This window comes from Alteromonas sp. HB246098, assembly GCF_054890645.1.
The window spans coordinates 1-15,815 of record NZ_JBTZUG010000002.1 but is presented as its reverse complement, the minus strand read 5'-3'; the positions used below and the strand labels follow the sequence as shown (position 1 = coordinate 15,815).

The window sequence follows — 15,815 nt, the reverse complement described above, 5'->3', positions numbered from 1 at the left end:
GAGAAGTGATGCCGTGAAAATTCAAGGTCTACGTTGGTGGGTAATTACACTTATTGCTCTCGCAACAATTATAAATTACATCGATAGACAAGCTTTAAGCGTATTATGGCCTGCTATTGTAGAAGACTTGTTTCCCGATGAATCAGCGTTAGAAAGGAAACAGATTTACGCTAATATCTCCATCGTGTTTGTTTTCTCTTACGCGTTTGGTCAGGCGATTTTCGGTAAGATTTTCGACTGGATTGGAACGCGAATTGGCTTCGTTCTTTCTATCGGTGTTTGGTCACTCGCCACTATTGCCCATGCATTTGCGCAAGGCATGTTGAGCTTCAGCATCTTTAGATCGATTTTAGGTATTGCTGAAGCTGGAAACTGGCCTGGTGCAACCAAAGGTAACGCCGAATGGTTTCCTACGAAAGAGCGTGCGCTAGCCCAAGGCATCTTTAACTCTGGCGCTGCTATTGGTGGCATCATAGCCTTTCCAATTATTGGCTTTTTAACTCTGCATTTTAGCTGGCAGGCGGTATTTATTATCGTAGGTGCCATCGGTCTTTTATGGCTATTGCCTTGGGTTATTATAGTTAAAGCTCCACCAGCGATGCACGCATGGATTACCGAGGAAGAAAAGCACTATATTCTTTCTGGTCAGCGCACCATGAGCGAAGATAAAGATGAAAATGGCAATGCCAAGGAAATGGAGGAATACAGCCCTTCAACAGGTGAACTGCTTTCTCGTAAAGAAAGCTGGGGCGTAATTATCGCTTCGGCGGCAATCGACCCTATTTGGTGGTTATTTGTATTCTGGATCCCTATCTATCTTAACGAAGTGTATGGCATGAACGTTACCGAGATAGGTATATACGGCTGGGTGCCCTATGTGGGCGCAATGCTTGGCGCATGGTTCGGCGGTTTGTTAGCGCAAAATCGTATAGCGGCTGGCTGGACGCCGAATAAGACAAGGAAGCTAGTTATCACCTTGGGTTGTCTAATAATGCTTCCTGCTCTTATCGCAATGTCAGACCCTGGCGCGCCAACGGTAGCGGTGCTTATTATGGCGGTTATCCTGTTCGGTTTCCAAACAGCAATAGGTAACGTTCAAACCCTTCCGAGTGATTTGTTTGGTAAAAAAGCCGTGGGTACGCTATCTGGTTTTTCAGGTATGGCGGCGAAGTTGGGTGCGGTGGGCTTAACATCTTTGGTTCCATGGCTTACTGCAGATGGTAATTATACGCCTGCCTTCGTCATCGGAGCGTCGTTAGCTATCATTGCAATTGCAGCCATTTGGCTTCTTATCCCAAAAATAGAAATGCTTAAGCCTAAGCGTTAGTAAATTGATGCGCTATCAGAATTATTAGGTGTCTGGTAGCGCATTTTGTACCCATAACTTAAACGTAACTAACTAGTGCCTGTAACCAGCCCCCTAACCTAAAACTCATCTGGTTGTCACAGCGAAAAGTGCACTGACTTCGGGCCTAAAAAGTACTCTGACCCCAGACCTATCTGACCAATTCCGCTAATCCCTTTTATCGAGCTTATTTTAAACGTCTTAATTTTTAAGAAATTTAGTAAATTTGCTAGCAAATGTTAATAAATTGTGTTTTTATTAGCCTTATTACCAATTTGGTAAAAACAAATACACATATTGGTAACACCAAAACACAATAAAAAACTTTACCACCCTATAATTAAACTTGGAGCACGATGCCATCATGAAGATTAAAGCATTTGCACTTTGCGCCATAGCCGCAGCCATTACGGGATGTGATGTAGATTCTGATAACAACCCTAATACCCTAGGTAGTATCACGCTATCTGGTACGCCAACTTCTGGCGAAACGCTAACTGCCTCAGTCAGCGACCCAGATGGTATTTCATCAGACGTAAACTACTTTTGGTACGCTGATAATCAACTTATTGCTGACGCAAGCGGTGCAAGTTTTACTCTTACTGACGATCAAATTGGTTCGGCTATAACGGTGCAAGGCTCTTACACTGACGATGGTGGTATTAACGAATCTCACGTAAGTGAACCAACAAGTGATGTAATGGCAATAGCGTTTGAGTCGAGTATCGCCATCTCTGGCGATGTTGTAGTAGGCGGCATGCTTACTGCCACTGTTTCAGATGAAAACGGGGTAGAACCAGAGAGCATTGTTTACACGTGGTATGCAGATGATGTTGCTATTGAAAATGAAGTTACATCTACAATTACGCTTACAGAAAATGAGTTTGGTAAGGTTATTACCGTATCAGCGGCTTTTACTGATAACCGCGGCTTTGATGAAGCGCCTATGTCTGAACCAACAGACCCTGTAGGTCGCGTAAATTCAGAAGGTGCAATCGCTATTGTAGGCACGCCTACTGTTGGCAACACCCTTTCTACAGAAATTAGCGATGAAGATGGCGCTACCGGCGAAGTGGCATACCAATGGTATGGCGATGACGCTGCGATCTCAGGAGCTACTCAAAGCAGTTATGTCGTTGACGCAAGTCTTGTTGGTCAAGTGATCACTGTCGAAGCATCTTATACCGATGATAACGGTTTTGAAGAAGTTATCACTTCTGAACCTACTATACCGGTCAACGAGCAAGCTGTAGACGAGGCTGGCTCAATTGAGATAACAGGTACCGTCCCTTATTTGGTAGACGGTGTTTTAACGGCAACACTGACAGACAACAATGGGTTTGACGAAGCGAACGTTGAATATACGTGGTTTGCTGATGGCGTAGCCATTGCTGATAGCAACAGCAACACTTTCACACCAAGTGCTAACGCTGGCGCAATCATTTCTGTAGAAGCCTCGTATACGGACAACGATGGTTTTGAAGGTTCAGCATCAGATGCGGTAGATACCATTGTTTACACTACCGTAGTTAACGATAAAGCCGGTCTTGAAAGTGCCCTCAATAGCGGCCTTGCCAACGGCGATGTTTTAGGCCTAAACACTAACGTGTATGCTGACTTGGCACCAATTTTATTAACCAGTGCTGTAACCATGACTGCAGTAGAAGGTGAAACGCCGGTCATATCTGGCGAAGCATGTATAAATGTTGCTAGTACTGTAGACGGTGCAGCTATAAAGGGCATGCGTTTTGAAAGCATTGATACAGCATTAGACTCTTACTGTGAAAGCGAAGCAGCCGCAGTTATTTATTCAGAAGGCGATAACTTCACCTTTGCTGAAAACACAATGGATGGTGACCAGACCACATTGAATGAAGAAACTCATCATTGGCTTGTTGTTAATGGTGAAGGCGCAATGATTGAGCGTAATACTTTCCGCAATAGAAACAACGCGGTTAAAGGTTCAGTAATCAAGCTCTCTTCTTCGGGTCTAAACCATACTATCCAGTACAATTTATTCGAAAATGCGGTTAACCCGAACTTTAACCAATCAAGCCTACTGCTTCTTAACGTTGGAAGCACTACCGGAGCAGATGCGGCAGAAGACGCTAACTTTGTTGTTCAGTACAACCGTATTGATAACTTCACGTCAGGCCGTCGCCTAATGCGCGTTCAAACGTCTGGCGCTACTATTCAAGGCAACACGATTATTGATGCCAATGGCGGTATTTCGCTAGAAGACGGTGGGTTTAACACTGTTGCTGACAATATCATCATTAGAACCACTGATATCTCTGGTTCAGACGACCGCCCAAGTGGTGTATTGATGACACCGCTCGGCCATACGGTAACTAATAACTACATTGCAGGTATTCGTTCAGGCAATAAAGAAGCAGGCGGCTTAGTATTCACGGCTAACCCATTTTCTCAAGCAGATGGCGGTGTACCTAACGCAGGTAACCAAGCAGTGCTTGACGGCAGTGGCGATTTAACACTGACTGTTACTAACAATACCGTTCTAAACTCACTTCAACCCATCGTGTTCAGCACAGAAATTGGCAGTAGAGCACCAGTGGGTGATTGCGATGAGTTAACAGCGGATAACGCGCCAATTCTTTATGGCTTAACCAAAAACTTCTTTGTAATCGACTTCGATGCTAATGCAATTGCAAATGGCTTTAACGAAGCAGATAAAGAGAGCACGCTTGGGCTTGCATTTGATTCTGAAGCGATTAGTAGTGACCACGCTTTCGAGTATGACTGTGACCTTATCAATCACGAAGAATCACTTCTTTCTAACAACTTCGGCTTTACCGATAGCTATGCATCGGGCGATGTTGAAGATGAGTCTTGGGTAGACATTCGCAACCTTAACGGCAACGGCGAATTTGATACCGACGGCGCTATTGACCAAAACCCCGCAGACAATGGCAAGGAAGTGCCAGAGTTTGTTACCGCTACCAACGGTCTAATTGAAACCGACCCGAACGGTGCACAAGCAGTCGCTGGAGCTAAAGGGCTTTACTACATTCAGTCTACTGATGTAGGTGCTGGCTCTACATGGACAGCAGATAATTAATACATAAAACACGAATACCCTACACATTAAGTCACTGCGCCCTTCGGGGCGTTAGTGCATCGATAACACAACGGAGAAATTGTAATGTCGTTGAAAAGAAGCACACCCTTTACCCTAAACCCAACTGCGCGTTGGGTAAGAGCCGCATTCATCGCTGGTGTAGCCAGCACTGCCGCTTTTTCAGTACAAGCGCAAGAAACGCAAGAGCAGACCGCGGCGGAGGACGTAGAAGTTATCGACGTTGTTGGCTCACGTCGTACAATACAGGACCAAATTTCAATCAAGCGCGAATCGACTACTGTTGTTGACGGCTTATCGGCCGAAGACATTGGTGATCTGCCAGCGCTTTCTATTGGTGAAGCGCTAGAATCCATTACGGGCGCAGCATCACACCGTGAAAATGGTGGTGCTACAGAAATTACTATTCGTGGTCTAGGTCCGTTCTTAAGTGCGACGCACATTAACGGCCGTGAAGCGACTAATGGTAGCGGTGACCGTTCGGTTAACTTCTCACAGTTCCCAAGCGAACTGGTTAAGAAAATTGCTATTTATAAAACCCAAGACGCCTCTATGATTGAAGGTGGTGTGGCTGGTGTTATCGCCCTTGAAACTGTAGCCCCTCTTGATTACGGCAAACAACGTATTCAGGGTGAAGTTAAAGGCAACTATAACCCTGACGAAGGCAATGTAGATAACTCACTTCACAGTGACTTAGGCTATCGTGGAACGATAAGCTATGTTGACCAGTTCGAGTTCAATAACGGCTCTGCGTTAGGTATCTCAATCGGTGCCCAGCGCCAAGATATAACTCAACCTGAAGCCGAGTACAGAAGCTCTAGCCCAACAGGTTCTTCACTATGGGCGTGTTTGAACGATCCTACCAACACTAATGAAGGCTTTTTCCGCAGCAGCGCTGGCGACTGTGAAGACCAGGTTAGCGGTAGCTCTAACCAAGGCTACAACACAGAAATCGACCCAGAAACTGGTGAGGCAATTAGTGCAGGTTCACCCTATGCGTGGACAGGTAGCTCTCGTAGCTATCGTCAAAACGAAACATCTGATGAGCGTGATGCATTCTTCCTAGCACTGCAGTTTCAGCCTAATGACGCCTGGGATATTAACACTGACTTCCAGTACTCAAATCGCTTGCAGCAAGAAGCAAGACACGACTTAATCTTTCTACAAAAGCGTGCGATACCTGGTTTGACCGGCCCTACGTTGGTAACCAATGATGTGGGCGGCATTCTACACTGGGAAGGTCAAGATCGTATTGAAAGCTCTGGTGAACAGTTCTCGCGTGACGAGACTTACCACGGTTTTGGTATCAATGTTGAACACTTTGCCACTGATGCATTAACGTTAAGCTTCGACCTTGCCTACTCAAAAACCGAGCGTGAAGAACTTCAAATTTCAAACCGTGCCCGCACCGAAGACAGACAATTCTTCTCGTGGGATATGGGTGATGATATTCCTCATTTCACGGTACAGAACTTTGATGTGACTGATATCACAAACTTTTACGATAGCTTACGTACACGTGCTGATAGAGAAAATACGCGCGAAAACGAAGTTAAGTCGGCTAAAGTAGATTTCAGCTACATTCTTGACCATGACGTTTTCGTAAGCATCGAAGGTGGCTTACGTGCGTCTGAAATGACATTCGTTCAACTAGGCGGGTCTCAAGGCAATGGTTCTAGAACTGAATGGACGTTCTCTCCTACTGAAGGCTCATCTGACGAAGAAGAAATCGCTCAGGCAATTGCACTTATGCAAGGCTGTCAAATTGACTTCCCAGAAAGTGACTTCTTATCTTCTGTGTCAGACGGTGACATCATCACTCATGTTGATGGAGACGGTAATATTGTAGATAGCGGTACTGGTTCTTCGTGGGCAACGTATGACAACAACTGCTTCGCCCGTGCCGTAGCTGCATCTAACGGCGATGATTTCGCTTACCCTGAGCTGGAATATGAAAACTCGGGAACAATAGATGTCACTGAGCGCACTTATGCCGGTTATTTGATGGCAAACTACGACACAGAAATGTGGGGTAAATTCATTCGCGGTAACTTTGGTGTTCGTGTTGTAAACACTGAAGTTACTTCAATTGGCTTCAGAAATTCATTTGAAGTTATTGAAGGTGAACTGGGTACACTAACACTTGTTGAAGATGATTCAGTGGTTGAGCGTATCGAAGGTGGTGGTAGCTACACTGAAGTACTGCCTAGCGCTAACTTTGTAATGGATTATAGCGACGACATTTTGCTACGTGCAGGTATCTATCGCGGTATGTCTCGCGCAGACCCATCAGACCTAGGCTTTAGCCGTACGTTCCAAACTGATGATGAAGTTGCTCCTACGACGATTTCAGACCTAATTGTTGGTGTAAACGGGTCTGGTAATCCAAGTACTAAGCCTCTTATGTCTTGGAACTATGACGTTGCCATTGAGTGGTACCCGAATGAAGACTCAATTTTTGCTTTCGGTGTTTACTACAAGCAGTTCAACGGTGGCTTCCAACAGCAAACGGTGCTAGAAACCTTTGAGATTGAAGGTGACGATTATGACTTGCCTATTACTAACTCTGTAACGACAGACGAAAGCAGCAGCATCATCGGTATCGAAACCTCAATCGCTTATCGTTGGGATAGTGGTATTGGTGTTAAGTTTGGTTATAACTATGCTGACACTGATTATGAATTCGAGGACAGTAATTACGGTGATACCTTTATTACCGACCTTGACGGTAATACTACTCAGTTAACCCAAGGTATCATTCCTCCAGGTTCAGTACCTGGCTTCTCTGAGCATGTATTTAGCGGTCAGGTTTATTACCAGATTGGCGACCTAGATACAGCGCTTATCTATAAGTACAGAAGCGAATATTTCCAACCTTACACCAGTAACGGTACGCGCTTGCGTTACGTAGACGAAGTAGGTGTTTGGGAAGCACGCGCATCGTACAAGGTTAATGACCACGTACGCGTTAAGGTTGAAGCAATTAACCTATTCAGTGCACCTAAATCTCAAGACTACTACGTTCAAGGCAACCTTGGCGAAGTTAATGACTATGGTCCTCGCCTGTTTGCAGGTGTAACGGTCAAGTACTAAGGACTTCCAATCGCCACTCGTAATACCTTAGCAAAAGCAAGGCATTACGCGACTCTCAAAGGCCCTAGTTCAAGCTAGGGCTTTTTTATTTTCTAATAAAAAAACCCGCTTAGTTAAGCGGGTTTTTGACTCACTATTGAGTGTTAAATTACAGCTGGTTGATTTGCCATACCGATACTGTACCACTTACTTCGTTACCTACTACAAGTAGAGGAACACCGCTTGGGCTGTCTTCAGCGCTAACAAATACCAAACTCTCTGGCGCAAGGTCACCAATAACGCTATCGCTGGTTAAACCTTCGGTAAGATCGCGGTTAATCACATACTCAGCGAATTGAACATCGTAAGGGTTCGTTACATCGTAAACGAAAATACCACCCATGCGCTCCGTGCCGATAAATGCGTAAGTGCGATCACCCACTTGCCCCACGGTTAATGCCTCTGGTTCTGGTCCTTTGTTCTCAGAGCGTGAATCGCTTGCGTTTTCGTCGTCACCATTATTGAACTGTGCACCGTGAACTGAAGCGGTAATGCGTTCAAAATCGTCGCCAGAGTCATAAACTACTAAACCATTTTGATCCCAAATGGTAAATGAACGCGCACCGTAGGCATATGCAGCGTCATATTCACCGTCTCCATCAGCATCACCCATGGCCGAAGTTACGCGTAAATCGTCAGCTTCACCTGTTGCCTGTAGCATCGCCAATTCAGAGTTTGCCGCAGCCGTTAGGTCTTCTACTTTCACTTCGTCGGTATACGCAAGGCAACCATCGTCTTCGTCAAAATCAACACCACCAGCAGCAGTACAAGCAGCTTCATCAGCAGCTTCAAAGAAGTACTCACGAGCGTCACCTTCATTCGCAGTCACGATGAAAGTTGCGTTTTTCCACGTAAAGTTAGCAATTGTATCTGGCTGATAAACCCCATATAGGCCACTATATTGACCAAAGCTGACCGCTTCATTCTCTTGAATATCAATGTTAAGTCCAGCCCAAGACTTGGCTCCTAAGCCAACAACGTCCACGGTTAACTCTTCCAAATCTAAAATTGCTAGGCCATTGTTTTCCTGAAGGCTTACATAGGCAACATCGTTAGTCGCTGTAATATATTCAGGCTCTAGGTCCTTCGCTACAGTCGAGGTGATAGCGGTTCCGTTAATTGTACGCCCTGCTGGGTTTGGGAACATCATGCCTTGTGCCATAAGCTCAGCTTCACTGCCGTTAAGCGCACTGAAGCCTACAGTAGTACCTGTTTCTTCAGGCTCGCCACTGGCAAGAATATTGATAACCGTAATGGAACCTTCAGGGTCAACAGTATAGTCATCAGACGGTTCGCCTTCGTTGGCTACTAACACTTTACCGCCATCAGGAGTGAAAGTGACCATATCAGGTAGTGCGCCTACCTCTACCGAGTCTAAAAATGCGGGAGCAGAGCTATCAAGTCCGTTGTAAAACAACACGTAACCATTATCAGTTTTAACATCCGCTGGTACTGCAACGGCCATAAGGTCACCGCTTATTGCAATGCTCGTTAAACTGCCTAGCGCCACACCGTTAATATCAGCAGGTAATGCGATTGTGGTCGGTGTTAGCGTGGTCGTATTAATTGGATCAGACATTGTTGCCGTACTAACGCCTGAGGCATCAATAACTGCAATTGTATTTGTTTCGCCGTTAGTGGCGTAAATAGTGCTGGTATCAGAATGATATTGAACGATTTCAGCTGCGGTTTGATTGCCTAAGAAAGCACGACCAACCACATCCATCGCGATACCAATAGAAGCATCGGTGCCGTCGCTGCCATCAGTACCTGGATCACCCTGTTCGCCCTGTGGTCCTTGTGCCCCTGTTTCACCCTGAGCACCATCGTCACCATCAAGGCCGCATCCTGTGAGCGCAGCTGAAACTAAAAATGCAATTAATCCATATTTAAACTTGTTACGCACTGCCATTTGATTTCCTTTTTAATTGTTTTTTGTCGTACGTTGCGAGGCCCGAGAAATCTGGGATTCCTACTCTTAGTACACCAGAAAATTTATTCAACTTCTATGTATAAATTAAAATCAGTTTATGACACAAATATTAAGAAGGCAAAGGCGTGTCATTTTTCTATAAAAAGTACACACCTAGCTTACTTTACGTCAATTGTAAGTGCATATTTCAACGTCTTTTATTAGTTATTAATTTCAATAGAAACGCTTGTGAGCACAAAGCAGTATCTTTAGCGCGAAGGTCTAGTTTTATTTGTCCGTTGTATCTGATACTAATACTGCCTAAAAGACGTATAAACTGAATGGCATATCATTTTTTGTGGATGGGTTCACGAAAATGGGTGTACTCAGCAATCAAAAGGATTAACTATGAAATTGAAATTCACTGCCTCAGCGGTTATTGCTGCTGCGCTCACACTAACCGCATGTGCAACATCTCCTACCGGTAGAAATCAAGTATTACTTTATTCAGAAGCCCAGCTAGCACAAATGGGCGATCAAGCTTTTTCAGGTATGAAAGAAGAGCTAAAAATTTCACGCAAAGCAGTACAAAACACCTATGTGGAATGCGTTGCAGACGCTATCACTGCCCAAGTTCCTGAGAGCGTTTTTAGTGGGCAATGGGAGGTGGTAGTGTTTGACGATGAACAGGTTAATGCTTTCGCCTTACCTGGCGGGAAAATAGGCGTATATACCGGGTTACTTAACGTAGCGGAAAACCAACACCAGCTAGCGGCTGTTATTGGTCACGAGGTAGGTCACGTTATCGCAGAACATGGTAACGAGCGTATGTCTCAGTCAACGTTAATTAATGTAGGCAGTCAAGCGGTAGGTCAAGTGTTGGCCGCGAACGAAGTGCCTCAATCAGGTCCGATCATGGCAGCGATTGGTTTAGGTGTTCAAGTAGGCGTTCAGCTTCCTTTTAGCAGAACTCACGAATCAGAAGCCGACGTCATTGGTCTTCAGCTAATGGCAAAATCTGGGTTTGACCCAAGACAGTCTGTAAACTTGTGGCAAAATATGGATGCAGCGAGTGGTGGTGAACGTCCTATGGAGCTGCTATCTACCCACCCTGCACCACAGACAAGAATCGATAACTTGCAAGCTAATATGCCCGCCGCCTATGCTGACTATCAGGCCACGGCCTATCGACCTAACTGTAAATAAAAGTACAGTCTTATAGAGGTATACTTTGTTTAGCGCCTAATTAATTCGCTTGCTTTTAAAGCAAAAAAAACGCTGCATTTAGCAGCGTTTTTTGTTTCCAAGATAACGGTTACTCGCCGTCTTGTTTGTGTAGGTGCACGTCCATTTGCGGGAATGGAATTGAAATACCTTCTTTGTCAAAGCGAAGTTTAACTTGCTCTGTAAAGTCGAACTTAACTGCCCAGAAATCTGCAGCATTTACCCAAGGGCGTACTACGAAGTTAACACTGCTATCAGCAAGTTCAGAAACCGCTACAGTCGGAGCAGGTTCAGCTAGAATTCGATCATCCGCTTCAATCATTTCTTGCAACACTTGCTTAGCTTTAAGTAAGTCAGCGTCATAACCAATACCAACAACCATATCTACACGACGAGTATCTTTCGCAGAGTAGTTAGTGATGTTACCGCTATAGATATTGCCGTTTGGAACGATAATTTCTTTGTTATCAGGCGTATTCATTGTAGTTGTGAAAATACCAATCTTTTTGATTGAACCTGCAGTACCCGCAGCTTCAACAAAATCACCCGCTTTGAACGGCTTAAATACTAGTAGCATTACGCCTGCTGCAAAGTTTTTAAGTGAATCTTGTAATGACAGACCAATGGCTAAACCAGCCGCACCTAATATGGCTACAAGTGAAGTAGTATCCACACCTAGTTGATCTAGTGACGCGACGATAACAAATAGCATCAAGATAGCACTAAGTATCGCTTCTAGAAAATCCACCAACATGTCATCGTATTTAGATTTAGCCATTAGGCGTCTAAATACAGACAGAATAAATCCAACTACGATTTTACCGACTACATAAATCGCAATCGCCATTAGGATATTGATGCCCCATGGAATGGCGTAGTCGTTTATGTACCTTTCAACATCACTTGCTGAAAAAAGTGAGAGTTTTTCTTCCATAATATGGTCCTTGTCATGGTTAGTTGTAATTAGCATACATACGGTAGCAGCTATTCGTATTATCACCAATACACAATAGGTCCAAACAGCGTAAATTCGCCCTAAAGTCTAAGCCTTATAGGCCCTTGATAGTGTTAGCATTATCCAAAAGTAGCGATACATAACGCTACTCTTAGTTACAACGTATACCAAAGTTTAAGTATTTTTTTGAATAATTGTCACACACATGTCACTCAACAAAGGCACTATTTTACATCGAAGCTTGAATGCGCTTTGTTGTCTTTTTAACTTTTTCGGAAGTTACCGAGTTTTAAGACTTTTTTTTTGATGATTTTTCAGCCTTAAAGTTTTAGACTAAAGTCTCATAAAGATTGACGCAGAAAATGGGTTTCGGTCCTTTTTCCGCTAATTTTTATGAACGAGCTTTAGCAAACTATGTCACTTAAAGGATTAACGCATGTTGCTTCTCATAACCCTATTTTCGGTTGTTTTGTGTTTATTTTTATATTCACTTCGCACCGATAAAGGAAAACACACTAAGTATGCAAGAGCGGAATACCGCCCAGCACAAAAATCGAAGCCTTCTTCCACAGTGTTGGAAAACTCTTCGAGCAACTCTTCGCCCTCTGCGGCATAGAGTAAACCTACGAGTCAGGTGATTATTAAAGATAGGTCGCGTGTTGCCGTTTGTGTAAGTTTTTCTCCAATTATTTACATGATGCCGTCGACAGCATTGCAACCTGCATATACAGACACGTATCATACGCATTAAAACCAAACACCTGATTCCTTATGCGTATACCAAGAGTTTATTACCCCAACCCCATTCCTTTAGAACAAGAATTTGAATTAACCGAAGATGCGGGTCATCACATCGCTACTGTGCTGCGCATAAAGCCCAATCGCCCTATTGTGCTATTTAACGGCGATGGCAACGAATACAGTGCACAAGTCATAAGTGTTCAAAGAAAAAAAGTAACGGTTGAAGCCGACGCATGTCTTTCTTTAGCAAAAGAGTCCCCCCTCCACCTTCACTTAGGTCAGGGTGTTTCTAAGGGCGATAGAATGGACATTGTGCTACAAAAAAGCGTAGAGCTTGGCGTAACAGAGATAACGCCTGTTATTACCGAACGATGCACAGTAAAACTTGACGAGTCACGCTGGGAAAAGAAAATTCAGCAATGGCAGAAAATTATCATTGGTGCCTGTGAACAAAGTGGTCGCAACATTATTCCTGTGCTCAATGCCCCGGTAAATTTAAGTCAGTGGCTGTCCTCATCAACCAATACTACGCGGTTGGTTTTAGCACCCGGCGCAGAACAAAGCTTAGCGAGGCAACCTTATAATACTCAAGGCTTTCGACTACTTATAGGTCCAGAAGGCGGGTTATCAGACACAGAAATCCATCAAGCTAACGAAAACGGTTATCAATCGGTAAGTTTAGGGCCACGTATTTTACGTACCGAAACGGCGGCAATTACGAGTTTAAGTATTCTCCAGGCACAACACGGCGACTTTTGAGGATATATTCTAAACCCTTTTTTTTACAGGCCTATGCTAGACCAATAACTTGAAGTATTAGGGTGTGACCCAATATACAAAGATTATCGGCAGGGCTATATGAGCCGGCATTTTAAAAACATTCAAGGTGAGAACATTATGCAATATACCGTTGGCGTAATTATGGACCCCATCGCAAGCGTTAAGCCACATAAAGACACAAGCTTTGCGATGATGCTTGAAGCTCAGCGCCGCGGTGCAAAGGTTGTTTATTTCGAACTAAAAGACCTGTATTTAGACAATGGTAAGCCTATGGGTTTGGGCAAAACCGTGTCGGTTAAAGACCAAGCGACAGATTTCTACGCGATTGAAGACGAAGCAACCCTGTATTTAGGGGATATTGATGTTTTACTTATGCGTAAAGATCCGCCTTTTGACAGCGAATTTCTGTACGCCACCCAGATATTGTCGCTAGCGCAAGACGCTGGAGCACTGGTTGTAAATAATCCTCAGGCCCTACGTGACTACAACGAAAAATTGTTTACATCGTATTTCCCAGAGCATATCCCGAATACTCTCGTATCAAACAACCAAACGATTATTCGTGAGTTTCATGCCAAGCATCAAGATATTATTTGTAAGCCCTTAGACGGTATGGGTGGCGCCTCTATATTCAGAGTAAAGCCTGACGGTAATAATTTAGGCGTAATTATTGAAACTCTGACTCATTTGGGCACGCGCTATATGATGGTACAGGAGTACCTTCCAGAGATTAAAGACGGTGACAAGCGTGTATTGATTGTAGATGGTGAAGTAATGCCATACTGCTTAGCGCGACTGCCAACCAAAGGGGAAACAAGAGGGAACTTGGCCGCCGGTGGCACTGGCCGCCCTCAGCCAATTTCTGATTCAGACCGCGCATTGGCTGAAGCCATAGCTCCTACGCTTAAAGAAAATAATATTTTGTTTGTAGGGCTTGATGTAATTGGCAATAAAATTACAGAAATAAACATTACCAGCCCAACGTGCGTAAGAGAAATAGAAGCCGCGTACGACGTAGACATTATGGGCGCACTGTTTGACGCAATTGAAAAGCGCTTAGCCAACAGATAAAACGTGCTTTGCACTAGTAACCCGTGCGAGTAGCTCAGATAAAGCTCAGCGTGGGTGAATACAGGGCCTTTTATACTTAATGTTAAATGGCCCCCTAAAGTAAAAGACGTTAGTAAAATATAGTAGTAAAAAGCAAACTATGACGGAATTAAAAAGCCTACAAAATCACTTTTTGGTCGCAATGCCTAGCTTAGACGATCCCTACTTTTCACGTTCACTCATTTATGTTTGTGAGCACAATGCTGAAGGCGCTATGGGCATTGTGGTGAATCAGCCCTCTACTATGAACGTAAAACAACTTCTTGAACAAACTGATAAAGAATTGACAGTGTCTGAAGACAAGGCAGAACAAATCGTACTTGCGGGCGGCCCCGTCAACCAAGAACGTGGGTTTGTGTTGCATTCGTCGCAGAAATCCTGGGCGTCTAGTCTTAAGCTCGCGCCGGGGATCATGGTTACCACATCAAAGGACATTTTGACGGCTATCGCCAACGATGAGGGCCCAGAGGACGTGCTTATTGCTTTAGGTTACGCCGGGTGGACACCAGGGCAACTTGAAAAGGAAATGCAGGAAAATGCGTGGCTAACCATAGAAGCGGACGAAGAAATTCTGTTTAACACTCCTATGCATAAAAAATGGCAAGCAACGGTAAATAAACTCGGTGTTGATGTATGGCAGCTAGCTCCAGGAGCCGGGCATGCCTGATATAGGAAACCGTACTGTACTTGCGTTTGACTTTGGTACTAAGAGTATTGGCGTAGCAGTAGGCCAAGAAATTACTGGCACTGCTTCACCGCTTGCAGCGCTTAAAGCACGAGACGGCATTCCAGATTGGGCATTGATAGAAAAGCTTTATGAAGAATGGCAACCCCATGTTGTCGTTGTTGGTTTACCGCTAAATATGGATGGCACAGAGCAGGAAATGACCCAACGAGCTCGCAAGTTCGCCAATCGACTCCATGGACGTTTTCGTGTTGCAGTGGAAACCTGTGACGAGCGTCTTACTACTACCGACGCTAAAGCTATGTTGTTTGAGTTAGGTGGCTATAAAAAGCTTACTAAGGATAAAGTTGATAGCGTATCAGCTTGCGTGATCTTCACCAGCTGGAGCGAAAGCCAGTACGAGTAGCCACCTTTGCGCTACTCTTTGTTGTTAATTTTCACTTCCTGTACTTTTACTTTTCCGCGCCGCACTGCCAGCATACATCGAATGCGCTGCCGTTTTCCTCACCACACGCGTCACATCGCCAGTCTTCACTGCTGTTATTCGTATTACGTGATTTGTGAACGATGGCCTCGATAACTTTCGACGCCCGTGCATACCAGCTATCGTCGATGAGCCACACCTCCTGCTGAGAATCCTGCCAAGGCAGCTCTCCTATAGCACCACCAGCAAATTCATTTTTTACCATATAGGGAATAGACAGCGCATCAAGTTCGCTGCGAACCGCTTGCATTTCAAAAGCGTCTTGTGAGGAGAAAAGTTTTTTCAATGACTATCCAATTGCAATAAAATAATGCATACCGCGTAGAGCTTATACGAAAAAGCAGCCCAAG

Annotated in this window: 11 protein-coding genes; 8 read left to right on the top strand and 3 right to left on the bottom strand. The window is 44.4% G+C overall.

What is annotated here, in order from left to right; all coding sequences use genetic code 11:
- The first annotated feature begins 13 nt into the window (after nucleotides 1-13).
- The 3 genes from ACYTPF_RS06000 to ACYTPF_RS05990 all read left to right on the top strand — a co-directional run bounded on the left by ACYTPF_RS06000 (nucleotide 14) and on the right by ACYTPF_RS05990 (nucleotide 7,535).
- Nucleotides 14-1,327: an MFS transporter gene (locus ACYTPF_RS06000; RefSeq protein WP_179984293.1), complete on the top strand. Its 1,314-nt coding sequence runs from the start codon at nucleotides 14-16 to the stop codon at nucleotides 1,325-1,327.
- 382 nt (nucleotides 1,328-1,709) lie between these two features.
- Complete coding sequence (locus tag ACYTPF_RS05995; protein ID WP_461851547.1) at nucleotides 1,710-4,424, top strand: poly(beta-D-mannuronate) lyase; 2,715 nt, start codon at nucleotides 1,710-1,712, stop codon at nucleotides 4,422-4,424.
- Nucleotides 4,425-4,508: 84 nt separating this feature from the next.
- Nucleotides 4,509-7,535, top strand: a complete 3,027-nt coding sequence (locus ACYTPF_RS05990) for a TonB-dependent receptor (RefSeq protein WP_179984295.1) — start codon at nucleotides 4,509-4,511, stop codon at nucleotides 7,533-7,535.
- 148 nt (nucleotides 7,536-7,683) lie between these two features.
- Here the strand turns inward: ACYTPF_RS05990 and ACYTPF_RS05985 are convergent, their stop codons facing one another.
- On the bottom strand, nucleotides 7,684-9,486 hold the full coding sequence (locus ACYTPF_RS05985; protein WP_461851546.1) for a choice-of-anchor I family protein: 1,803 nt from the start codon (nucleotides 9,484-9,486) through the stop codon (nucleotides 7,684-7,686).
- Nucleotides 9,487-9,894: 408 nt separating this feature from the next.
- Between ACYTPF_RS05985 and ACYTPF_RS05980 the strand changes: the two genes are divergently transcribed.
- The gene (locus tag ACYTPF_RS05980) at nucleotides 9,895-10,692 is read left to right on the top strand and encodes a M48 family metallopeptidase (RefSeq protein WP_179984297.1); all 798 of its coding nucleotides are present in this window, start codon (nucleotides 9,895-9,897) and stop codon (nucleotides 10,690-10,692) included.
- 109 nt (nucleotides 10,693-10,801) lie between these two features.
- Here the strand turns inward: ACYTPF_RS05980 and ACYTPF_RS05975 are convergent, their stop codons facing one another.
- Nucleotides 10,802-11,644: a mechanosensitive ion channel family protein gene (locus ACYTPF_RS05975; RefSeq protein ID WP_118492753.1), complete on the bottom strand. Its 843-nt coding sequence runs from the start codon at nucleotides 11,642-11,644 to the stop codon at nucleotides 10,802-10,804.
- Nucleotides 11,645-12,436: 792 nt separating this feature from the next.
- Between ACYTPF_RS05975 and ACYTPF_RS05970 the strand changes: the two genes are divergently transcribed.
- The 4 genes from ACYTPF_RS05970 to ruvX all read left to right on the top strand — a co-directional run bounded on the left by ACYTPF_RS05970 (nucleotide 12,437) and on the right by ruvX (nucleotide 15,387).
- Nucleotides 12,437-13,165: a 16S rRNA (uracil(1498)-N(3))-methyltransferase gene (locus tag ACYTPF_RS05970; protein ID WP_179984298.1), complete on the top strand. Its 729-nt coding sequence runs from the start codon at nucleotides 12,437-12,439 to the stop codon at nucleotides 13,163-13,165.
- 138 nt (nucleotides 13,166-13,303) lie between these two features.
- Nucleotides 13,304-14,257, top strand: coding sequence for a glutathione synthase (gshB, locus tag ACYTPF_RS05965; RefSeq protein WP_179985249.1), 954 nt, complete (start codon nucleotides 13,304-13,306; stop codon nucleotides 14,255-14,257).
- Between the two features lie 139 nt (nucleotides 14,258-14,396).
- On the top strand, nucleotides 14,397-14,963 hold the full coding sequence (locus tag ACYTPF_RS05960) for a YqgE/AlgH family protein (protein ID WP_179984299.1): 567 nt from the start codon (nucleotides 14,397-14,399) through the stop codon (nucleotides 14,961-14,963).
- Entirely contained in the window at nucleotides 14,956-15,387 is a 432-nt protein-coding gene (gene ruvX / locus ACYTPF_RS05955) for a Holliday junction resolvase RuvX (protein ID WP_179984300.1), read from the top strand. Before ACYTPF_RS05960 ends, ruvX begins: the two co-directional genes overlap by 8 nt.
- Nucleotides 15,388-15,433: 46 nt before the next feature.
- On the opposite strand, the gene ACYTPF_RS05950 is transcribed toward ruvX, so the two are convergent.
- Nucleotides 15,434-15,751 carry a putative signal transducing protein gene (locus tag ACYTPF_RS05950; protein ID WP_461851545.1) on the bottom strand — a complete coding sequence of 106 codons (318 nt, stop codon included), beginning with the start codon at nucleotides 15,749-15,751 and terminating at the stop codon, nucleotides 15,434-15,436.
- Nucleotides 15,752-15,815: the final 64 nt, after the last annotated feature.

Coding starts and splice junctions, on each gene's coding strand:
- ACYTPF_RS05975 (WP_118492753.1), bottom strand. CDS start 11,644: ATGGAAGAAAAACTCTCACTTTTTTCAGCAAGTGATGTTGAAAGGTAC.
- ACYTPF_RS05970 (WP_179984298.1), top strand. CDS start 12,437: ATGCGTATACCAAGAGTTTATTACCCCAACCCCATTCCTTTAGAACAA.
- ACYTPF_RS05995 (WP_461851547.1), top strand. CDS start 1,710: ATGAAGATTAAAGCATTTGCACTTTGCGCCATAGCCGCAGCCATTACG.
- ACYTPF_RS05980 (WP_179984297.1), top strand. CDS start 9,895: ATGAAATTGAAATTCACTGCCTCAGCGGTTATTGCTGCTGCGCTCACA.
- ACYTPF_RS05990 (WP_179984295.1), top strand. CDS start 4,509: ATGTCGTTGAAAAGAAGCACACCCTTTACCCTAAACCCAACTGCGCGT.
- gshB (WP_179985249.1), top strand. CDS start 13,304: ATGCAATATACCGTTGGCGTAATTATGGACCCCATCGCAAGCGTTAAG.
- ruvX (WP_179984300.1), top strand. CDS start 14,956: ATGCCTGATATAGGAAACCGTACTGTACTTGCGTTTGACTTTGGTACT.
- ACYTPF_RS05960 (WP_179984299.1), top strand. CDS start 14,397: ATGACGGAATTAAAAAGCCTACAAAATCACTTTTTGGTCGCAATGCCT.
- ACYTPF_RS05985 (WP_461851546.1), bottom strand. CDS start 9,486: ATGGCAGTGCGTAACAAGTTTAAATATGGATTAATTGCATTTTTAGTT.